The organism is Streptomyces sp. WY228 (assembly GCF_019287315.1).
Classification (GTDB): domain Bacteria; phylum Actinomycetota; class Actinomycetes; order Streptomycetales; family Streptomycetaceae; genus Streptomyces; species Streptomyces caviscabies.
In genome coordinates this window covers 4,038,971-4,059,763 of the sequence record NZ_CP079114.1, presented here as the reverse complement: position 1 = coordinate 4,059,763, position 20,793 = coordinate 4,038,971, and the positions used below count along the sequence as shown (strand labels likewise).

The following is a 20,793-nucleotide window of genomic DNA, read 5'->3' as shown; positions in this document are numbered from 1 at the left end:
GGGCCGCGTAAGAGTCGCCTGCCCCGGGTGGCGCGGGACCAAAGTCCCGCCGCGCCGGCGGCGGCGGGCTCAGCGGCGCTCGGCCTGGAGCCGTGCGACGTACGCGGCCGCCTGCGAGCGGCGCTCCATGCCCAGCTTGGACAGCAGGCTGGAGACGTAGTTCTTGATGGTCTTCTCGGCGAGGTGCAGACGCTCCCCGATGACCCGGTTGGTCAGCCCCTCGCCGATCAGGTCCAGGATCTTGCGCTCCTGCTCGGTGAGGCCGGCGAGCTTGTCGTCGCCCCTGCCGTTGCCGCCGTCGCGCAGCCGCTCCAGCACCCGGGCGGTCGCCACCGGGTCCAGCAGCGATTTTCCGGCGGCCACGTCCCGTACGGCATTCAGCAGTTCATTGCCGCGGATCGCCTTCAGCACATATCCCGAGGCGCCCGCCATGATCGCGTCGAAAAGCGCCTCGTCATCGGCGTACGAGGTGAGCATCAGGCACTTGATGTTCTCGTCCTGGGAACGGACCTCCCGGCACACCTCCACCCCGCTGCCGTCCGGCAGCCGCACGTCGAGCACCGCCACATCGGGACGCGTCGCCGGGATCCGCACCAGCGCGTCCGCCGCCGTGCCGGCCTCGCCGACCACCTCGATGTCCGGTTCGGAGGCGAGCAGCTCATGGACGCCGCGCCGGACGACCTCATGATCGTCGAGCAGAAATACCGTGATTTTTCCTTCTTCGCGCACGATCGCAGTCTCACACACTCGCTTCCCCTCCGCTCTTCCCTGGCGCTGATCCGCGGGATAACGTGCCGTTGTTCCGGCGGCCTGCAAGGCTGTTTCCAGTGCCCTGACCAGCAGAGCTTCGCGATTTTTTCGATTTACTTGGAAATCCAAGCAAAATCGCAGGTCAGATAGGGTTTCGCAGTTATGCGATGCACTGGGTAACGTGCCTATGACAGGGCGCTCGCCGGGGCACCTGTCACGCCTGATCCCGGCCGACCGGCACCCACCCCGTGCACGGCTGTCGGATTCAGGCGAGCCGCACTGGTTTCCCGGCAGACCCCGGGGGCCGGACCGACGGAGGAGCACGCACGTGACCGTGGAGAGCACTGCCGCCGCGCGTAAACCGCGACGCGCCAGTAAGCGGACCAGCGCCGCGAAGAAGCCGCAGAGTTCCGAGCCCCAGCTCGTACAGCTGCTGACGCCCGAGGGCGAGCGCGTCGAGCACCCGGACTACAGCATCGACCTGAGCCCCGACGAACTGCGCGGCCTGTTCCGCGACATGGTGCTCACCCGCCGCTTCGACGCCGAGGCGACCGCCCTCCAGCGTCAGGGCGAGCTGGGCCTGTGGGCCTCGCTGCTCGGCCAGGAGGCCGCCCAGATCGGCAGCGGCCGGGCCCTGCGCGACGACGACTACGTCTTCCCGACCTACCGGGAGCACGGCGTCGCCTGGTGCCGCGGCGTCGACCCGACCAATCTGCTGGGCATGTTCCGCGGGGTGAACCACGGCGGCTGGGACCCGAACAGCAACAACTTCCACCTGTACACGATCGTCATCGGCTCGCAGACGCTGCACGCCACCGGCTACGCCATGGGCGTCGCCAAGGACGGCGCGGACTCCGCCGTGATCGCGTACTTCGGTGACGGCGCCTCCAGCCAGGGCGACGTCGCCGAGTCGTTCACCTTCTCCGCGGTCTACAACGCCCCGGTCGTGTTCTTCTGCCAGAACAACCAGTGGGCCATCTCCGAGCCCACCGAGCGCCAGACCCGCGTGCCGCTCTACCAGCGCGCCCAGGGTTACGGCTTCCCCGGCGTCCGGGTCGACGGCAACGACGTCCTCGCCTGTCTCGCCGTCACCCGCTCCGCGCTGGAGCGCGCCCGCCGCGGCGAGGGCCCGACCCTCGTCGAGGCGTTCACGTACCGCATGGGCGCCCACACCACCTCCGACGACCCGACGAAGTACCGGGCCGACGAGGAGCGGGCCGCCTGGGAGGCCAAGGACCCGATCCTGCGGCTGCGCGCGTACCTGGAGAAGGAGAAGCTCGCGGACGAGGCCTTCTTCACGGCGCTGGACGAGGAGAGCGAGACCCTCGGCAAGCGGGTACGGGAAGCGGTACGCGCGATGCCCGACCCGGACCCGATGGCCCTGTTCGAACACGGCTACGCCGACGGCAACTCCCTCGTGGACGAGGAGCGCGCCCAGTTCGCCGCCTACCAGGCATCGTTCGCCGACTCTGCCGAGGAGGGCAAGTAGCCATGGCCGTGGAAAAGATGTCCATCGCGAAAGCGCTCAACGAGTCGCTCCGCCTGGCCCTCGACAACGACCCCAAGGTCCTCATCATGGGTGAGGACGTCGGCAAGCTCGGCGGCGTCTTCCGGATCACCGACGGACTCCAGAAGGACTTCGGCGAGGACCGGGTGATCGACACCCCGCTCGCCGAGTCCGGCATCGTCGGCACGGCGATCGGCCTGGCCCTGCGCGGCTACCGCCCGGTCGTCGAGATCCAGTTCGACGGCTTCGTCTTCCCCGCGTACGACCAGATCGTCACGCAGCTCGCCAAGATGCACGCCCGCGCGCTCGGCAAGGTCAAGCTGCCGGTCGTCGTGCGCATTCCGTACGGCGGCGGCATCGGCGCGGTCGAGCACCACAGCGAGTCCCCCGAGGCGCTCTTCGCGCATGTCGCGGGCCTCAAGGTGGTCTCGCCGTCCAACGCGAGCGACGCCTACTGGATGATGCAGCAGGCCGTCCAGAGCGACGACCCGATCATCTTCTTCGAGCCCAAGCGGCGTTACTGGGACAAGGGCGAGGTCGACACCGAGTCCATCCCCGGCCCGCTGCACAGGGCCGTCACCGTCCGCGAGGGCAGTGACCTCACGCTCGTCGCGTACGGGCCGATGGTGAAGGTCTGCCTGGAAGCGGCCGCGGCCGCCCAGGAGGAGGGCAAGTCGATCGAGGTCCTGGACCTGCGCTCGATGTCCCCGATCGACTTCGACGCCATCCAGACGTCGGCCGAGAAGACCGGCCGGGTCGTGGTCGTCCACGAGGCGCCCGTCTTCTACGGCTCCGGTGCGGAGATCGCCGCCCGGATCACCGAACGCTGCTTCTACCACCTCGAAGCGCCCGTGCTGCGGGTCGGCGGCTACCACGTCCCGTACCCGCCGGCCCGGCTGGAGGACGAGTATCTGCCCGGCCTGGACCGGGTGCTCGACGCCGTCGACCGCTCGCTGGCGTTCTGAGGAGAGGGTTCGTGACGACGATGACCGAAACGTCTGCTCGCTTCCGTGAGTTCAAGATGCCCGACGTGGGCGAAGGACTGACCGAGGCCGAGATCCTCAAGTGGTTCGTCCAGCCCGGCGACACCGTCACCGACGGCCAGGTCGTGTGCGAGGTCGAGACCGCGAAGGCGGCCGTCGAGCTGCCGATCCCGTTCGACGGGGTGGTGCACGAGCTGCGCTTCCCCGAGGGCACGACCGTCGACGTCGGCCAGGTGATCATCGCGATCGACGTGGCCCCGGGCAGCGGCGACGCGCCCGCCCCGGCCGCCGCCGCTCCGGCCCAGGAGCCGGCCGCGGAGCCCGAGGCGGAGGCCGAGCCGAAGGGCCGTACGCCGGTCCTGGTGGGCTACGGCGTCGCCGAGAGCTCCACCAAGCGCCGTCCGCGCAAGGGGGCGTCGGCCACTCCGGAGGCCGCCGCCGTCGCGGCGGCGGTGCAGGCCGAGCTGAACGGGCACGCGGCACCCGCCGCGCCCGCCGCCCCGGCCGCGGCGGTGCCGGCCCAGGGCGGCCGTCCGCTCGCCAAGCCCCCGGTGCGCAAGCTGGCCAAGGACCTGGGCATCGACCTGGCGACGGTGGTACCGACCGGCAAGGACGGCATCATCACCCGCGAGGACGTCCACGCCGCGGCGGCGCCGGCCGCTGCTCCGGCGGCTGCCCCGGCCCCCGCGCCGGCGGCTGTCGCACCGGCGGTCGCCGAGGCCCCGGCGGTGGTCTCCGACTCCGCCCGCGAGACCCGTATCCCGGTCAAGGGCGTCCGCAAGGCCATCGCGCAGGCGATGGTCGGCAGCGCGTTCACCGCGCCGCACGTCACCGAGTTCATCACGGTCGACGTGACGCGCACGATGAAGCTCGTGGCCGAGTTGAAGGAGGACAAGGACATGGCGGGGGTGCGGGTCAATCCGCTCCTCGTCATCGCCAAGGCCCTCCTCGTCGCGATCAAGCGGAACCCCGAGGTCAACGCCGCCTGGGACGAGGCCAACCAGGAGATCGTGCAGAAGCACTACGTGAACCTGGGCATCGCGGCGGCCACCCCGCGCGGTCTGATCGTGCCGAACATCAAGGACGCGCACGACAAGACGCTGCCGCAGCTCGCGGCGGCCCTGGGCGAGCTGGTCACCACGGCCCGGGACGGCAAGACCTCCCCGGCCGCGATGGCGGGCGGCACGGTGACCATCACCAACGTCGGCGTCTTCGGCGTCGACACCGGTACGCCGATCCTCAACTCCGGTGAGTCCGCGATCCTGGCGGTCGGCGCGATCAAGCTCCAGCCGTGGGTCCACAAGGGCAAGGTGAAGCCGCGTCAGGTCACCACGCTGGCCCTGTCGTTCGACCACCGCCTGGTCGACGGAGAGCTGGGCTCCAAGGTGCTGGCCGATGTGGCGGCGATCCTGGAGCAGCCGAAGCGCCTGATCACCTGGGCGTAACGCGTTTATCGGCGGCCTTTACGTAGAAGGGGCCCGGCCCGCACATCACGTGCGGGCCGGGCCCCTTCGCCGTACGACGCGGGCGGGCTACTTCTTGAACCCGTAGTCCATCAGCTTCTTCGCGTCGGCGGTGCGGTTCGCCTCGGAGGACGAGGTGAGCACCGTGCCGATGACCGTCTTGCCCTTGCGGGTCGCCGCGAAGACCAGGCAGTACTTGGCGGTCGGGCCGGAGCCGGTCTTGACGCCGGTCGCTCCGCTGTAGCTGCTGAGCATCTTGTTGGTGTTGCTCCACGACATGTAGCGGTAGCCACCGTTCTTCGTGGTCACCTTCTGCTTCGTCGACTTGGTCTTGACGATGGAGCGGAACGTGGAGTTCTTCATCGCCTTGCTGGCGATCTTCGTCAGGTCACGGGGGGTCGAGTAGTTGTTGCCACCCCCTATGCCGTCGAACGAGTCGAAGCGGGTGTTCTTCAGCTTGAGGCTCTTCGCCGTGGAGTTCATCTTGCCGATGAACGACTTCACGCGGGCCGCACGGGTCTTGCCGGAGCCGAACTTGTCGGCCAGGGCGTACGCGGCGTCGCAGCCGGAGGGGAGCATCAGACCGTAGAGGAGCTGGCCCACGGTGACCTTGTCGCCGACGATCAGCCGGGCGGACGAGGCGTTCTTCGAGACGATGTAGTCGCTGTAGGCCTTCTGGATCGTGACCTTGGACTTCAGGTTCACGTTCTTCTGCGACAGCACGACCAGCGCGGTCATGATCTTCGTGGTGGAGCCGGTGGCCCGGCGGGTGTCCGCGGACTTGGTGAAGAGGGTCTTCCCGGTGGCGTCGTTCATCACGAAGCCGCCCTTGGCGACGATCTTCGGAGTCGGCGGTGCGGCGGCGTGCGCCGTGGAGGCGAAGGCGCTGCCCGCGAGCACCGCACCGGCGGTGAGGGTCACGGTGGCCGTCACGGTGACGCGATTGATGCGCTTGATGCCGATTTTCAACTGAACGCTCCAAATGCCCCTGATATGCGGCCACATAAGGGTGCCGCTCGCAGATGAGACTCCTGGGGCGGGGCAATGGATGTGTTACCGAACGGGTGATTTTGCGCGGGCTTGACCGGGACGCCCTCCGGTCGGCGTCCGCAGCCGTCCGGGCCCGCCGCCGGGGCGCTGGAGGAGGCGATCGTTCCGGAGGTCCAGAATCCGGACGCCGGTCCCCATGCGTGCATGTTGTATCTATGCTGTGCGCATGCCTGCCGCGCCCTCCGCCCCCGTACGGTCCACGTCCACCTCCCTCAAGCGCCCGCCCGCCGCCGAACGCGTCTACACGCACATCAAGGAAGCGGTCCTGGACCGCCGTTACGAGGGCGGCACGCTGCTCACCGAAGGCGGCCTGGCGGACGTGGTCGGGGTCTCCCGCACGCCCGTGCGGGAGGCGCTGCTGCGGCTGGAGGTCGAGGGGCTGATCAAGCTCTATCCGAAGAAGGGCGCGCTCGTCCTCGCCGTCTCCGCGCAGGAGATCAAGGACGTGGTGGAGACCCGGCTGCTGGTCGAGGAGTTCGCCGCGCGCAAGGCGGTGCCCGCGTCGCCGCAGCTGATCGAGCGGCTGGAGCAGCTGCTGGAGGAGCAGCGGCAGTTGGCGGAGGCCGGCGATCTGGCGGCGGTGGCCGTCAAGGACCGCTGTTTCCACGCCGAGATCGTGAAGTACGCGGGCAACGAGATCCTCTCGCGCCTCTACGACCAGCTGCGCGACCGTCAGCTGCGGATGGGCGTCGCGGTGATGGAGGCCCACCCCGGCAGGATCGAGGCCAACGTCACCGAGCACGGCGAGCTGCTGGACGCGATCCGGGCCGGGGACGCCGAGCTGGCCGCGCAGGTCGTGCGGCGCCATGTCGGCCGGGTGCGGGTGCTGGTGCGGGGTGAGGACCGGTGAGTTCGGCCGCCCCCACGCTCTCCCTGCCCGGTGACCCGCCCGGCGGCCGGCGTGCCGCCTGGGTCTGGGGCATCGGGGTCGCCGTCTACTTCGTCGCGATCATCTTCCGTACGAGCCTGGGCGTCGCCGGACTCGACGCCGCCGACCGGTTCGACGTCAACGCCTCCGCGCTCTCCACGTTCTCCATCCTCCAGCTCCTGGTCTACGCGGGCATGCAGATACCCGTCGGGCTGATGGTCGACCGGCTCGGCACCAAGAAGGTCCTGACCATCGGGGTCGTGCTGTTCACGGTCGGTCAGCTCGGCTTCGCGCTCTCCCCGTCGTACGGGATGGCGCTGGCGGCCCGCGCGCTGCTCGGCTGCGGCGACGCGATGACCTTCATCAGCGTGCTGCGGCTCGGCAGCCGCTGGTTCCCGGCCCGGCGCGGTCCGCTGATCGGCCAGGTCGCGGCGCTGTTCGGGATGGCGGGCAACCTCGTCTCGACGCTGTTCATCGCGCGGGCGCTGCACAGCTACGGCTGGACCACGACGTTCGTCGGCAGTTCGCTGGCGGGCGTGGTGGTGCTGGTGCTGCTCCTGCTGTTCCTCAAGGACCACCCCGAGGGCCATGAGCCGCCGCCCGCCGAGCACGCCGGGGCCGTGTACGTGCGCCGGCAGATCGCCGCCGCCTGGCGGGAGCCCGGGACGCGGCTCGGGATGTGGGTGCACTTCACCACCCAGTTCCCGGCGATGGTGTTCCTGCTGCTGTGGGGCATGCCGTTCCTGGTCGAGGCGCAGGGGCTGAGCCGGGGCACGGCGGGCACCCTGCTCACCCTGGTGGTGCTGTCCAACATGGTGGTCGGGCTCGTGTACGGGCAGATCATCGCCCGCCACCACGGGGCGCGCGTCCCGATCGCGCTGGGCACGGTGGCGACGACGGCCCTGCTCTGGGCGTCCGCGATCTTCTATCCGGCCGACCGCACGCCGATGTGGCTGCTGGTCGTCCTGTGCCTGGTGCTCGGAGCCTGCGGTCCGGCCTCGATGGTCGGCTTCGACTTCGCCCGCCCGGCCAACCCGCCCGAACGCCAGGGGACCGCGTCGGGCATCGTCAACATGGGCGGCTTCGTCGCCTCGATGACCACCCTGTTCGCCGTCGGGGTCCTGCTGGACGCCACGGGCGACAACTACCGCGTCGCGTTCGCCTCGGTCTTCGTCCTGGAGGCGCTCGGCGTCGCCCAGATCCTGCGGCTGCGCCGCCGGGCGGCGCTCAGGGAACGCGACCACCATGTGGTCAGCCGCGTCGAGGCCGTGCACGTGCCCGCGTAGCCCTCAACCCCGGGGCGCGGGCACGTGCCCGTGAAGCGGTAACGGAGTCATGGCGTCACGGGGTCACGGCGAAGTTGTCCAGGATCGCCGTGGCCAGCTCCTGGTCGCCCTCGACCTTGATCCGGTCGGCGACGGCCGCGTGCCGGACCCGGCCGCAGGCGAGGCGGACATACGTCTCCCAGTCCAGCGACAGCGTCACGGCGGGGCCCAGCGAGGGCGCGCCGTCGATCGAACCGCGGCCCTCGGCGTCGACCCGGACCGTCCGCAGGAACTCCACCGGGCCGTGCACATCGAAGACGACCGCCGAGTTGGCGGGCGCGCCCGCGCTCTTGGCGACCACCTTCGGCAGCCCGGCGAGCAGCATGTCCCGGGTGATCAGGGCGCCGGGGGAGTCGAGGTTGCCCGGCTGTCCGAGCGTGGTGCGCAGATCCTGTTCGTGCGCCCAGAGGTCGAAGGCCCGCAGATTCAGCGCCGTTTCGAGGGTCTGCTCGGCGCCCAGGGGCGCGCGGACCTTGGTCTCGGGGCTGCGCGACTCGTTGCGGATCTGGCGGGCCCGGCGGATGAGGACGTACTCCAGCTCGGCGGTGATCTCCGGGGAGGTGTGGTGGCGCCGGACGTCGACCTGCATCTCCATGTACCGGGCGAAGTCGCTCTGTACGTGGTAGAGGTCGCGCGGCAGGGTGTGGATCGGCCGCGGATCGCCGAGCATCTCGCACTCCATGCCGATGACGTGCGACACGATGTCGCGCACCGACCACCCCGGGCAGGGCGTACGGCGGTTCCACTCGCTCTCGGCGAGGGGCTTCACCAGCTCGGCTATCGCCTCGATGGAGTGGGTCGCGGCGTCGGTGTAGGGCTGGAGGCTGGGATGGACGGTCACGGGACCCCTCGTGCGGTTCTGCGGTGCATGGGCTGGAGAGCAGGGAGTGCCGGCGGGTGGGCCGGCTCTGACGGCGCTGTCGGCGGGCTGCGTGGGAGGTTCGACCGCTAAGTTACGCTGCGAGCAGGCACCCCGGCAGTGCTTTCGTGTGACGATCGTAGGCCCGTGTTGACGGCTTGAATGCCAGGACGGTGGTAGTGTGCGCGCCTCCCTCATCCAGATCGCAGTGGACCCGGACGAATCCGTCGAGGCCCGCAGGGCGCGAGCGGCCTCTCTGGTGGTCGCCCAGCGCGGCGCTGACCTGGTGGTTCTTCCCGAACTCTGGCCGGTCGGGGCGTTCGCCTACACCGCTTTCGAGGCGGAGGCCGAGCCGCTGGAAGGCCCTACGCACGAGGTGATGGCGAAGGCCGCCGCCGAGGCCGGTGTCTGGCTGCACGCCGGATCCTTCGTCGAACGCGCGGACGACGGAACCCTGTACAACACCAGCCTGGTCTTCTCGCCCGAGGGCGAGCGCACGGCCGCCTACCGCAAGATCCACCGCTTCGGTTTCGACCAGGGCGAGGCGGTGATGATGGGCGCGGGCGAGGAGCTGGTGACCGTCGCCCTGCCGGACACCACCCTGGGCCTCGCCACCTGCTACGACCTGCGCTTCCCGGAGCAGTTCCGGGGGCTCGTCGACGCGGGCGCCGAAACGCTGGTGGTGGCGGCGGGCTGGCCCGAGCGCCGGCGCGCCCACTGGACGCTCCTGGCGCAGGCCCGCGCCGTGGAGAACCAGGCGTACGTCCTCGCCGTCGGCACGGCCGGCACGCACGCGGGCGTCCAGCAGGCCGGGCACAGCAGCGTCATCGACCCCTGGGGCGAGGTGCTGGCGCAGGCGGGCGCGGACGAGGAGATCCTGACCGTCGAGCTGGATCCGGAGAAGGTCCGCACGACCCGGGACCAGTTCCCGGCCCTGAAGGACCGTCGGCTGGGGCTCGCGCCGCCGCTCTGAGGGCGTTCCGCACGGGCGGTCGCGACGCCCTGCTTACAGTGAGCGCCATGGCTGAACAGGGCACTGCCGCATCGACGTTGCTCCGTGGCACGGCGATATGCGCCGCCTCGACCACGGTCGTCCTCTACCTTCTCGGCCTTCTCCTGGCCGGCTTCGCGGTCAGCGAGGTCGGCTCGGGAGCGGACTCGACGCCCATGCACCATTGCCGGTCCGCGCCCGGCCTGCCGGAGGGCGCCCGGGTGGAGACCCACGAGGTGCGCTACCTCCCGGTGCATGTCCTGTGCCGCACCACCGACGGCCGGTTGTTCAACAGCGGGGTCGTCCCCTCCTGGCTCAACCCGGCCCTCGCGGTCTCCTTCGCGGCCACCGTCACCCTTGCGGCGGCCACCTTCGTGCAGGCGGACCGGCGGGCAGCCGCACGGCAGGAGGAACGAGCCGGAACCTGACCGCACGGTCCGGACAGACGCGACGTTTCACGTGAAACAACGAACTCCCGGGCTCGGTCCCGTCCGTGGGAACGGGCTCAGCCTTCCTTCTCCTTCTCCGCCAGCACGATCACGCACATCGCCACGGCGATGAGCAGCGCGGTGTCGGCGTCGTCCCGGACGACGTCGATGCCGTACGTGTCCCGGATGGTCAGCCAGCGGCGCGAGATCTGGGCCAGCAGTTCGCCGTCGTACTCGATGGCGAACTCGCGGTCCAGGATCTTGCCGCTGACGTCCAGCTCCGTGCCGTCCACCAGCGTGACCCGGTAGTGGTTGCGGAGCAGCGACAGCCGCTTGCGCTTGACCTTCGCCAGCTCCTCGCCGGCCCGCTCGATGAGCATCGTGTCGCGCAGGCTGATCAGCTTCTGCCGCAGCTCGACCAGGACCCGGCCGTCGGCGTCCTTCAGCTCGAAGGTGTCGCGCAGCCGCATCGCCTTGCCGTCGACCAGGAAGACCTTGCGGCCCCCGTCGTCCTCGATCCAGTAGTCGTCGCCGATGGCGAACATCCGCTCACGTACGAGAAGTCTCATGCGTCACAGGTTCCCCCGGGGCCCGGCGGAATGCGCGCAGGCCGGGACGGTGTTGACTGGTGACATGGCAACACGTGCACGCGTCCGCGCCCCCGAACTCATCGGCAAGGGCGGCTGGCTCAATACAGGCGACCAGCAGTACACCCTCGCTGACCTGCGAGGACGCATCGTCATCCTGGACTTCTGGACCTTCTGCTGTGTGAACTGTCTGCATGTCCTGGACGAGCTGCGCGAGCTGGAGGAGAAGCACCGCGACACCGTGGTGATCATCGGCGTCCACTCGCCGAAGTTCGTCCACGAGGCCGAGCACCAGGCCGTCGTCGACGCCGTCGAGCGCTACGAGGTCCACCACCCCGTCCTCGACGACCCCGAGCTGGCCACCTGGAAGCAGTACGCCGTACGGGCCTGGCCGACGCTCGTCGTGATCGACCCCGAGGGCTATGTCGTCGCCCAGCACGCGGGCGAGGGCCACGCGCACGCCATCGAGAAGCTCGTCGAGGAGCTGGAGGCCGAGCACGCCGCCAAGGGCACGCTCCGCCGCGGTGACGGCCCCTACGTCGCGCCCGAGCCCGTCGCCACGCACCTCCGCTTCCCGGGCAAGGCACTGCTCCTGCCCGACGGCGGCTTCCTGGTCTCCGACACCACCCGCCACCGCCTGGTCGAGCTGGACGCGGACGGTGAGACCGTACGACGTCACTTCGGCACGGGCGAACGCGGGCTGGCCGACGGCGGTCCGGACGAGGCCCGGTTCAGCGAACCGCAGGGGCTCGCCGTGCTCCCGGACGGCCGCGTCGCCGTCGCGGACACCGTCAACCACGCCATCCGCGCCCTGGACCTCACGACCGGGGTGACCAGCACCCTCGCCGGCACCGGCCGCCAGTGGTGGCAGGGAACCCCGGCCAGCGGCCCGGCGCGCGAGGTGGACCTCTCCTCGCCGTGGGACGTCGCCTGGTTCGGCGACCGGCTGTGGATCGCCATGGCGGGCGTGCACCAGCTGTGGACGTACGACCCGGAGAGCGCGACCGTACGCGTGGCCGCCGGGACCACCAACGAGGGCCTGGTCGACGGGCCGGCCGACGAGGCCTGGTTCGCCCAGCCGTCCGGGCTCGCCGTCTCCGCCGACGGGGAGCGGCTCTGGGTCGCCGACTCCGAGACCTCCGCGCTGCGCTGGGTCGACCGCGAGGCGCGGGTGCACACCGCCGTGGGCACCGGCCTCTTCGACTTCGGCCACCGCGACGGGGCCGCCGAACAGGCGCTCCTGCAGCACCCGATCGGCGTGACCGCGCTGCCCGACGGGTCCGTCGCGATCAGCGACACGTACAACCACGCCCTGCGCCGGTACGACCCGGACTCCGGCGAGGTCACCACCCTGGCCACCGATGTCCGCGAGCCCAGCGACGCGGTGCTGGTCGACGGCGACCTGGTCGTCGTCGAGTCGGCCCGCCACCGGCTGACCCGCCTCCGGCTGCCCGAGGAGGCGGTACGGGTCGCGGACCGGGCGCACCGCACCCAGCGGGCCGCCACCGAGATCGCCCCGGGCACCCTCCGCCTCGACGTGGTCTTCCAGGCCCCCGCCGGACAGAAGCTGGACACCCGCTACGGGCCCTCGACCCGCCTGCTGGTCTCCGCGACCCCGCCCGAGCTGCTGGCGGAGGGCTCCGGCGCGGGCACGGACCTCGGGCGCGATCTGGTGCTCGCGGACGGGGTCACCGAGGGCGTCCTGCACGTCTCCGCGATGGCGGCGTCCTGCGACGACGACCCGGCCAACGAGTACCCGGCCTGCCATGTGCACCAGCAGGACTGGGGGGTGCCGGTCCGCGTCACGACGGAAGGCGCATCCCGGCTGGCGCTGGTGCTCGCCGGGATGGACGGCCCCGCGTGACCGCTCGACGGATCAGAACTCGTCGGCGCCGTTGCGCAGTTCGGTGGTCCAGTAGCCGGTGGCCCACGTCTGCGGGTTGACGGACAGGCCCTCGGCGGCGGGGGACTTCACGACCGCCATGCCGCCGCCGTTGGCCTTCAGCGTGACCGTGAACTCCTTCACGGTCTCGGTGTTCTCCTTCCGGCCGCCCTCGGACATGCGCACCGCGGCATGAGCGGACTGGCCGGGCTCCAGGATCACCGGGGCCTGCGGCTTGCTCTTGGCGACGGGCGGGACGACGCCCCGCGCGTTGTCCAGGAAGTGGATGTGCGGGTACTCCTTCATCTCGCAGCTCGTGCCGGAGGTGTTCTTCGCGGAGAGCGTGAGGTGGGTGTAGGGCGGGCCGTCCTGACGCTCGGCGGTGATGCTCAGGCCCTTCGCCGTGCAGAGGGCGACGGCGGCCTTCTCGGACGTGCCGCCGGTGTTTCCGGAACCGCCGGAGCTCTTGGCCGCGCCCGCGGGCTGGGCGGTGCCGGTGCCGGTGGAGCTGCCGGCGGAGCCCTTGGCGCCGGTCTCCGCCGCGTCGTCGCCGCCCTTCTCGGAGCCGGCGTCCTTCCCGGACCCGGCGGCCGACGCGGCGGTGGTCGCGGAGCTGTCGGCCGCGCCCTCCGAACGGGTGCCGGAGCCGTCGTCGCCGCAGGCGGTGAGGGTGAGAGCGAGGGCGGCCGTGGTCGCGGCGGCCAGGACGGTGGTGCGGTTGCGGAAGGTACGCACGGAGATTCCCCCGGGGAGACGGTGAGGCGGACGCCCGGTCGAGACGCCCGCCCGCGAACTGCTGACAGGAACGACTCTGACCGTCGCCGCTCACGTATCGCTGCCGTCCCGCTGACGTACGGCTGATGTCCCGGGCGGCAGCGAGAACCCGCAGGTCAGCCGGTCAGACCTCGTCGGTGAGCCGCCGCAGCGCCGCGTCGTACCGCCGCCGGTAATCCGTCCGCGCCGACACCCGCAGCAGCGCCTCCAGCGCCTGCACGGCCCCGTCGTCGTAACCGGCCTTCTCCGCCTCCTGCGCGGCCCGGTCCAGCAGCCGGATGCCGTCCTCCTCCTCGCCCAGCGCGATCCGCGCCTCGCCGCAGACCGCCAGCAGCAGCGACCGGCGTACCGCCTCCTCGTGCTCGGGGCCCAGATCGAGCGCGGCCCGCGCACAGTCCAGCGCCTCCTGCGGGCGGTGCGCGGTGAGCCGCATCCGGGCCAGGTGCTGGAGACCGAGCATCTCGGTGTGCCGGTCCTCCTCCCCGCGGCACAGCTCCACGGCGCGGGCGCAGTTCTCCAGCGCGGTCGGCAGCTCGCCCAGCTCGGCCTGGACGACGGCCAGGTTGATCAGCGCGGTCGCCTCGCCCAGCGGGTCGCCGGCCTCCCGGGCGAGCACCGGTGAGCGCTCCAGTACGGCGGCGGCCTCGGTGGTCCGGCCCTCCTCCGTCAGCACCCAGCCCAGCAGCGTGAGCACCCTCGACTCGGCGTACGCGTCCTTCCCGGCCCGGGCCGACTCCAGGGCCAGCTCCAGCAGCGGCGCCCAGTTGTCCCGTACCCGCCACACCACCTGCGGCCACTGGAGCAGGATGATCCGCCAGGCCCGGTCCTCCAGACCCGCCTCCCGCGCCGCCACGGCGGCCAGCGCCAGGTTCTCGCGCTCGGCCGCCAGCCAGCGCATCGCCTCCGCACGGTCGGCGAAGTCCCGTACGGCGGCGGGCTTGCGGTAGCCGTCCGGCAGCACGAAGCAGGGCTCGCCGCCGGGCTCCGCCGTGTCGGCGGCGGCCAGCGCGGTGGCGATGCAGTGGTCGAGCACGCCGGTGAGGGCCTCGTGCGCCGATGCCGGGTCGAGGCCCCGGGCGTACAGGCGCACCAGGTCGTGCAGGATCCACCGGCCCGGGGCGGTCTCGGCGACGAGGTGGGCGGCGGCGAGACGCTCCAGCGCGGCCGCCGCGGCGACCGGGTCCGTCCCCGCGAGCGCGGCGGCCGCGTACGGGTCGACAGGGCCGCCGGGATGGTGCCCGAGCCGCGCGAACTGGTGGACGGCCTCCGGCGGCAGATGCTGGACGGTCAGCCGCAGCGCGGCCGCGACACCGGTGTCGTCCACGTCGAGACAGGCCAGCCGGCCGCGCTCGTCGGCCAGTTCGTCGGCGAGGGCGGCCAGCGTCCAGTGCGGCCGCCCCGCCAGCCGGGCGGCGGTGACGCGCAGCGCGAGCGGCAGCCCGCCGCAGAGCTCGGCGAGCCGGCGGGCCGCCACCGGTTCGGCGCGCACCCGCTCCTCCCCCAGCACCCCGGCGAGCAGCGCCGTGCCGTCGTCGGCCTCCAGCGTGCCGAGCGGTACGGGCCGGGCGGCGTCCGAGGCGATCAGCCCCTCCAGCCGGTGCCGACTGGTGACCAGCGTGACGCAGTCCGTGCCGCCCGGCAGCAGCGCCCTGACGGTGGCGGAGTCGCGGGCGTTGTCGAGGACGACCAGCAGCCTGCGCCGGTCGGACAGCGAGCGGAAGAGCGCGGCGGCCGCCGGGGCGGACTCCGGTATCCGGCGGGGTGCGACGCCGAGCGCGAGCAGGAACTCCCGCAGGACGTCGACGAGCGCGGGCTCACCGGCCTCGCTGAACCCGCGCAGATCGGCGAAGAGGCGCCCGTCCGGGAAGAGCGCGCCGCTGCGGTGCGCCCACTGGAGCGCCAGCGCGGTCTTGCCGACCCCGGCCGGTCCGGTGACCAGACAGACGGGCGCCTCGCCCGCCGCCGCCCGGGTGAGCGCGGCCAGCTCGGCGGCCCGCCCGTGGAAGCCACGGGGCGCCCGGGGGAGCAGATCGACGGGCAGCGGCTCTCCGGCGTGCCCCGGGTGCGGTACGGGCACCGCACCGGCAGGGGCAGCGGGCCGGGCGGCGTCGGAGGTACGGGCGGGGCCGGCGGTCCGGGCGGGATCCGGGGCGCCGGCCGGGTCCGGGGCAGCGACCGGAGCGGCGGCAGGGCCCGGTGCGCTGCCCCGAGCCGCGCCGAGGCCGGACCCCGGACCTCCCGGCCCCGCCCCCGGCTCACCCCGCAGGATCAGCGCGTACGCGTCGGCGAGTTCGTGCCCCGGGTCGATGCCCAGCTCATCGGCGAGGAGCCGTCTCGTACGGTGGAAACGGTCCAGCGCCTCCGACTGCCGCCCCGCCCGGTACAGCGCCAGCATCAGTTCCGCCGCCAGCGACTCGCGCAGCGGATGCGCCGCGGTCTCCGCCGCCAGCAGCGCCGCCGCCCGGTGGTGCTCGCCGAGCTCTCCGTACGCACGGGCCAGCTGCTCGACCGTCGCCAGCCGCGACTCCTCCAGGGAGTGCGCGGCGGCCCGGAGCGGCGGACCGGTGAACGCCCCGCTGAGGGCCGGGCCCTGCCAGAGGGACAGGGCCTCCTTCAGCATCAGCGCGGTATCCGCCCAGGTGCGCTGTTCGCGTGCCAGCATCAGCAGTTCCTCGAACCGCTGCGCGTCCACCAGCGTCTCGGGCACCCGCAGGACGTACGCGTCGCCGAGGGTGGCCAGTTCGACCCCGTACGCCTCCGCGTCCGCGCCCACCAGCAGGGCGCGCAGCCGCGACACATGGCCCTGGATGACGCCACGGGCCTGCGACGGCGGGGTGTCGTCCCAGAGGGAGTCCGTCAGCCGGCCGACCGGGACCGGGGTGTTGGCGGACAGCACCAGCGCGGCGAGCAGGCTGCGTCGCTTGGCGGGCCCCAGGGGCAGCGGTCCGGCGAGCGTTTCGACAGTGACCGTGCCGAGCAGCCGGAACTCCACGGACGGCTCCTCTTCGGGGCGGGACGCGCCCACGGCGGGGGCGCGGGATCCGCCCCAGAATATCCGGCCCCCGCAGGGCCCTCGCCGGGCCGCCGCGGGCCGTCAGCGGTAGCGCTGCTCGTCGTCCTGGACGACGGTGGTGGTGGGCGGCACGACCATCCGGCGGCGGCGCGCGATGCTCATGTAGACGAAGACCCCGACGAGGCCGACGAGCATCATGATCCAGCCGACCAGGTCCACATTGACCGAGTCCAGCTTCCAGTCCGTGGCGAACGCCAGGATCGCGCCGCCGCCGATCAGGAGAATGCATCCTCCGAGTCCCATGAATTCCGCCTCCTCGACCGCCCGGTGAATCCGGGCCGGTGTACGGGTCGCGTACCCGGCCCGGCAACAAGCATGTGCGCGGCGGCGGTTGGGCGGCGGATCAGCCCGCGAGGAACGAGGCGAGCGCGTTCGCCAGCAGATACGGGTCGTCGGCGCCGCACAGTTCGCGCGCGCTGTGCATCGAGAGGATCGCCACGCCGATGTCCACGGTCTGGATGCCGTGCCGGGCCGCGGTGATCGGACCGATCGTGGTGCCGCAGGGCATCGCGTTGTTGGACACGAAGCTCTGCCACGGCACGCCCGCCTTCTCGCAGGCCGCGGCGAACACGGCCCGGCCGCTGCCGTCGGTGGCGTACCGCATGTTGACGTTGACCTTGAGGATCGGTCCGCCGTTGGCGACCGGGTGGTGCGTCGGGTCGTGCCGCTCCGCGTAGTTGGGGTGCACGGCGTGGCCGGTGTCGGAGGAGAGACAGACCGTGCCGGCGAAGGCGCGGGCGCGGTCCTCGTACGTGCCGCCGCGCGCGAACACCGAGCGCTCCAGCACCGATCCGAGCAGCGGCCCGTCGGCCCCGGTGTCGGACTGCGAGCCGTTCTCCTCGTGGTCGAAGGCGGCGAGCACCGGGATGTACGGGAGGTCGGCGTCGGGCAGTGCGGAGACGGCGGCCAGGGCGGCGGTCGCGGCGTGCACCGAGAGGAGGTTGTCCATCCGGGGCCCGGCCACCAGCTCCCGGTCGCGGCCCAGGTAGGAGGGCGGCTCGATGGCGTGCGGCATCAGGTCCCAGCCGGTGACGTCCTCCGCGTCGACGCCCGCCTCCTCGGCGACGAAGCGGATCAGGTCGCCCTCCTCGACGTCGCCGAGCCCCCAGATCGGCTGCATGTGCTTCTGCCGGTCGAGCTTGAGCCCCTCGGTGTTGGCCGACCGGTCCAGGTGCACGGCCAGCTGCGGCACCCGCAGCAGCGCCCGGTCGATGTTGACCAGCCGGTGGGTGCCGTCGCGCAGCGAGATCCGCCCGGCCAGGCCCAGGTCCCGGTCGAGCCAGGTGTTGAGCAGGGTGCCGCCGTAGACCTCGACCGCGATCTGGCGCCAGCCGTGCGCCCCGGTGTCGGGCAGCGGCTTCACCCGGAGGTTGGGGGAGTCGGTGTGCGCCCCGGCGATCCGGAACGGGGTGTGCGCCTCGGCGCCCTCCGGCACGTACCAGGCGACGATCGCCCCGCCGCGCAGCACGTACTTCCCGCCGGCCGACGCGTCCCAGGCGGCGGTCTCCTCGACCTGCCGGAAGCCGGCCTCCGCCAGCAGCGCGGCGGCGTTCGCCACCGCGTGGTACGGGGACGGGCTGGCCGCCAGGAAGGACATCAGGTCATCGGTGTGGGCGCGGTCGAACCGGAGAGGGGAACTCATGTTCTTCACTGTAACGAGGACGCGCGGTCCGGTATCCGGTGACCGGGCATCCGGCACGACAGCGCCGCCGCACGGAGGATTCCGGGCGGCGGCGCTGTCGACGGTCCGAGCAGGTCGGGCGAGGTTCTGGGGGTGTCTCCCTAGAACGCGGCCTCGTCCAGCTCCATCAGCGAGTTGTCGATCGCCTCGGCGAGCGCGCGCTCGGTCGAGACGCCCGGCAGGACGTTCGCGGCGAAGAACTTCGCGGCGGCGATCTTGCCCTGGTAGAAGGCGACGTCCTTGGCGGCTGCGGTCGGCAGCTTCTCGGCGGCCACGGCCGCGCCCTTGAGGAGCAGGTAGCCGACGACGACATCGCCGGAGGCCATCAGCAGGCGGGTCGTGTTGAGACCGACCTTGTAGATGTTCTTGACGTCCTCGCCGGTCGAGGTGAGGTCGGTGATCATCGTGCCGACGATCGCCTCCAGGTCCACGGCGGCCTTGGCGAGCGAGTCCAGCGCGGGGGCCAGCTCCTCGTTGCCCTGGTTGCCCGCGAGGAACTTCTTGATCTCCTCGGAGAGCGTGTTGAGCGAGGCGCCCTGGTCGCGGACGATCTTCCGGAAGAAGAAGTCCTGGCCCTGGATCGCCGTGGTGCCCTCGTAGAGGGTGTCGATCTTGGCGTCCCGGATGTACTGCTCGACCGGGTACTCCTGGAGGTAGCCGGAGCCGCCGAAGGTCTGGAGCGACTGCGCGAGCTGCTCGTAGGACTTCTCGGAGCCGTAGCCCTTCACGATCGGCAGCAGCAGGTCGTTGAGGCCGTTCAGCGCCTTGGCGTCCTCGCCCGCGGCCTCCAGCTCCTGGATCGCGTCCTGGACGGAGGCGGTGTACAGCACGAGGGAGCGCATGCCCTCGGCGTACGCCTTCTGCGTCATGAGCGAGCGGCGCACGTCGGGGTGGTGCGTGATGGTGACCTTGGGCGCCGTCTTGTCCATGAAGTTCGCCAGGTCCGGACCCTGGACGCGCTCCTTGGCGTACTCCAGGGCGTTCAGGTAGCCCGTGGAGAGCGCGGCGATGGCCTTCGTGCCGACCATCATGCGGGCGAACTCGATGATGCGGAACATCTGGCGGATGCCGTCGTGCTTGTCACCGATCAGCCAGCCCTTGGCGGGGTGCTGGTCGCCGAACGTCATCTCGCAGGTGTTGGACGCCTTGAGGCCCATCTTGTGCTCGACGTTCGTCGCGTACACGCCGTTGCGCTCGCCCAGCTCGCCGGTGGTCCAGTCGAAGTGGAACTTCGGGACCATGAAGAGCGAGAGGCCCTTGGTGCCGGGTCCGGCGCCCTCGGGGCGGGCCAGCACGTAGTGGATGATGTTCTCGGACATGTCGTGCTCGCCCGAGGTGATGAAGCGCTTCACACCCTCGATGTGCCAGGAGCCGTCGTCCTGCTGCACGGCCTTCGTCCGGCCGGCGCCGACGTCGGAGCCGGCGTCCGGCTCGGTCAGCACCATCGTCGAGCCCCACTGCTTCTCGACGGCGATCTCCGCGATCTTCTTCTGCTCCTCGTTGCCCTCGTCGAAGAGGATGCCGGCGAAGGCCGGGCCGGAGGAGTACATCCACACGGCCGGGTTCGCGCCGAGCAGCAGCTCCGCGTAGCCCCAGATCAGGGAGCGGGGCGAGGTGGTGCCGCCGATCTCCTCGGGGAGGCCCAGGCGCCAGTACTCGGAGTCCATGAAGGCCTGGTACGACTTCTTGAAGCTCGCCGGGACCGGGGCCGTCTTGGTCTCCGGGTCGAAGACCGGCGGGTTGCGGTCGGCGTCGGCGTAGGAGTCGGCGAGCTCGTTCTCCGCGAGGCGGGTGAGCTCGTCCAGGATGCTCTTCGCGGTGTCGACGTCCATCTCAGCGAACGGACCGGTGCCGTACACCTTGTCGCGCCCGAGGACCTCGAAGAGGTTGAACTCGATGTCGCGGAGATTCGACTTGTAGTGCCCCATGGGAAGGCTCCGTAATCAATAGCAGTGGCGCACAGCGCCCCGGGGAGTGATGCGGGTCGGGCGACAGGCAGGCGTAGGTCTATCAGCTGACCTCTCCGATGATGCTACCCGTCAGTAATAAGGCGCAACCCCTCAAGCCGTAGATGTGTCCGATTACTCTTTGCAGCATGTACGGCTACGACCAGAACCCTGGTGCTCAGCAGCAGATGGGTCAGATGGGCCAGATGGGTCAGATGGGCGGCGGCTACGGGGAGCAGCCGCTGTATCCGGAACCGTCGCCGCCCTCCCTGGCCGACGCGGTACGGGCCTTCACCACCGGCTCCCTCTCCGCCGAGGACTTCCAGCAGATTTTCGCCACCTCGAAGGTCTACTGCCCGCGCGGTGACAACCCCGGCTTCCTGGCGCTGCACAACACGCAGCAGCCGGTGATCCCGATGTTCACCACGCTCAAGGAGCTGCGGCGGTACGCGGGCAAGGAGTCGAAGTACTTCGTGATCACCGGGGCCGAGGTGATCGACCTGCTGCCGACGGGCTACGGCTTCGTCCTGGACATGGAGGGCGACCACCGGATGGTCTTCGACGCCAAGGCGGTCGAGCAGATGGTCGACTTCGCGATGCGCCGGATGTACGGGTAGGGCCGAGGC

At 71.3% G+C, this 20,793-nt stretch carries 18 protein-coding genes; 9 read left to right on the top strand and 9 right to left on the bottom strand.

The genetic code is table 11. From position 1 onward, the window contains the following. Nucleotides 1-69: 69 nt before the first annotated feature. Nucleotides 70-729: a response regulator transcription factor gene (locus tag KV381_RS17730; protein ID WP_030626635.1), complete on the bottom strand. Its 660-nt coding sequence runs from the start codon at nucleotides 727-729 to the stop codon at nucleotides 70-72. 349 nt (nucleotides 730-1,078) lie between these two features. Here KV381_RS17730 and pdhA point away from each other — a divergent pair, with 349 nt between their 5' ends. Genes pdhA through KV381_RS36920 form a run of 3 tightly spaced genes read left to right on the top strand, consistent with a single transcriptional unit; the run spans nucleotide 1,079 to nucleotide 4,685 of the window. Then, nucleotides 1,079-2,239: a pyruvate dehydrogenase (acetyl-transferring) E1 component subunit alpha gene (gene pdhA / locus KV381_RS17725; protein WP_030077070.1), complete on the top strand. Its 1,161-nt coding sequence runs from the start codon at nucleotides 1,079-1,081 to the stop codon at nucleotides 2,237-2,239. 2 nt (nucleotides 2,240-2,241) lie between these two features. Continuing rightward, nucleotides 2,242-3,222 carry an alpha-ketoacid dehydrogenase subunit beta gene (locus tag KV381_RS17720; RefSeq protein ID WP_030077068.1) on the top strand — a complete coding sequence of 327 codons (981 nt, stop codon included), beginning with the start codon at nucleotides 2,242-2,244 and terminating at the stop codon, nucleotides 3,220-3,222. Nucleotides 3,223-3,233: 11 nt separating this feature from the next. Then, nucleotides 3,234-4,685 carry a dihydrolipoamide acetyltransferase family protein gene (locus KV381_RS36920; protein ID WP_086779341.1) on the top strand — a complete coding sequence of 484 codons (1,452 nt, stop codon included), beginning with the start codon at nucleotides 3,234-3,236 and terminating at the stop codon, nucleotides 4,683-4,685. Nucleotides 4,686-4,772: 87 nt separating this feature from the next. Here the strand turns inward: KV381_RS36920 and KV381_RS17710 are convergent, their stop codons facing one another. Beyond that, nucleotides 4,773-5,672: a D-alanyl-D-alanine carboxypeptidase family protein gene (locus KV381_RS17710; RefSeq protein WP_193462665.1), complete on the bottom strand. Its 900-nt coding sequence runs from the start codon at nucleotides 5,670-5,672 to the stop codon at nucleotides 4,773-4,775. Nucleotides 5,673-5,919: 247 nt separating this feature from the next. Between KV381_RS17710 and KV381_RS17705 the strand changes: the two genes are divergently transcribed. Both KV381_RS17705 and KV381_RS17700 read left to right on the top strand, forming a co-directional pair. After that, the gene (locus KV381_RS17705; RefSeq protein ID WP_030077062.1) at nucleotides 5,920-6,603 is read left to right on the top strand and encodes a GntR family transcriptional regulator; all 684 of its coding nucleotides are present in this window, start codon (nucleotides 5,920-5,922) and stop codon (nucleotides 6,601-6,603) included. After that, complete coding sequence (locus KV381_RS17700; protein ID WP_030077060.1) at nucleotides 6,600-7,907, top strand: nitrate/nitrite transporter; 1,308 nt, start codon at nucleotides 6,600-6,602, stop codon at nucleotides 7,905-7,907. Before KV381_RS17705 ends, KV381_RS17700 begins: the two co-directional genes overlap by 4 nt. A gap of 55 nt (nucleotides 7,908-7,962) precedes the next feature. Here the strand turns inward: KV381_RS17700 and KV381_RS17695 are convergent, their stop codons facing one another. After that, a complete protein-coding gene (locus tag KV381_RS17695; protein WP_030626630.1) occupies nucleotides 7,963-8,787 on the bottom strand; it encodes a maleylpyruvate isomerase family mycothiol-dependent enzyme in 825 nt (274 codons plus the stop codon). A 199-nt stretch (nucleotides 8,788-8,986) separates the two neighbouring features. Between KV381_RS17695 and KV381_RS17690 the strand changes: the two genes are divergently transcribed. Both KV381_RS17690 and KV381_RS17685 read left to right on the top strand, forming a co-directional pair. Continuing rightward, nucleotides 8,987-9,778, top strand: coding sequence for a carbon-nitrogen family hydrolase (locus tag KV381_RS17690; RefSeq protein ID WP_086779339.1), 792 nt, complete (start codon nucleotides 8,987-8,989; stop codon nucleotides 9,776-9,778). 47 nt (nucleotides 9,779-9,825) lie between these two features. After that, nucleotides 9,826-10,224, top strand: a complete 399-nt coding sequence (locus tag KV381_RS17685) for a hypothetical protein (RefSeq protein WP_030077054.1) — start codon at nucleotides 9,826-9,828, stop codon at nucleotides 10,222-10,224. 77 nt (nucleotides 10,225-10,301) lie between these two features. Here the strand turns inward: KV381_RS17685 and KV381_RS17680 are convergent, their stop codons facing one another. Further along, nucleotides 10,302-10,793 carry an LURP-one-related/scramblase family protein gene (locus KV381_RS17680; protein WP_030077052.1) on the bottom strand — a complete coding sequence of 164 codons (492 nt, stop codon included), beginning with the start codon at nucleotides 10,791-10,793 and terminating at the stop codon, nucleotides 10,302-10,304. Nucleotides 10,794-10,857: 64 nt separating this feature from the next. Here KV381_RS17680 and KV381_RS17675 point away from each other — a divergent pair, with 64 nt between their 5' ends. After that, on the top strand, nucleotides 10,858-12,675 hold the full coding sequence (locus KV381_RS17675) for an NHL domain-containing thioredoxin family protein (RefSeq protein WP_218785645.1): 1,818 nt from the start codon (nucleotides 10,858-10,860) through the stop codon (nucleotides 12,673-12,675). Between the two features lie 12 nt (nucleotides 12,676-12,687). On the opposite strand, the gene KV381_RS17670 is transcribed toward KV381_RS17675, so the two are convergent. The 5 genes from KV381_RS17670 to KV381_RS17650 form a co-directional block, all read right to left on the bottom strand. Continuing rightward, nucleotides 12,688-13,428: a DUF4232 domain-containing protein gene (locus KV381_RS17670; RefSeq protein ID WP_218785643.1), complete on the bottom strand. Its 741-nt coding sequence runs from the start codon at nucleotides 13,426-13,428 to the stop codon at nucleotides 12,688-12,690. A gap of 163 nt (nucleotides 13,429-13,591) precedes the next feature. Next, nucleotides 13,592-16,459 (bottom strand): AfsR/SARP family transcriptional regulator, encoded by a 2,868-nt coding sequence (locus KV381_RS17665; protein ID WP_218785641.1) that lies wholly within the window; start codon nucleotides 16,457-16,459, stop codon nucleotides 13,592-13,594. A gap of 102 nt (nucleotides 16,460-16,561) precedes the next feature. Continuing rightward, complete coding sequence (locus KV381_RS17660) at nucleotides 16,562-16,783, bottom strand: DUF6458 family protein (RefSeq protein WP_030077045.1); 222 nt, start codon at nucleotides 16,781-16,783, stop codon at nucleotides 16,562-16,564. 100 nt (nucleotides 16,784-16,883) lie between these two features. Then, nucleotides 16,884-18,182 carry a M18 family aminopeptidase gene (locus tag KV381_RS17655; protein WP_030077044.1) on the bottom strand — a complete coding sequence of 433 codons (1,299 nt, stop codon included), beginning with the start codon at nucleotides 18,180-18,182 and terminating at the stop codon, nucleotides 16,884-16,886. 140 nt (nucleotides 18,183-18,322) lie between these two features. Continuing rightward, nucleotides 18,323-20,149, bottom strand: a complete 1,827-nt coding sequence (locus KV381_RS17650; protein WP_086780126.1) for an acyl-CoA dehydrogenase — start codon at nucleotides 20,147-20,149, stop codon at nucleotides 18,323-18,325. A 167-nt stretch (nucleotides 20,150-20,316) separates the two neighbouring features. On the opposite strand from KV381_RS17650, the gene KV381_RS17645 reads away from it, so the two are divergent. After that, nucleotides 20,317-20,784 carry an SseB family protein gene (locus KV381_RS17645; protein ID WP_006125898.1) on the top strand — a complete coding sequence of 156 codons (468 nt, stop codon included), beginning with the start codon at nucleotides 20,317-20,319 and terminating at the stop codon, nucleotides 20,782-20,784. The last annotated feature ends 9 nt before the right edge of the window (nucleotides 20,785-20,793 follow it).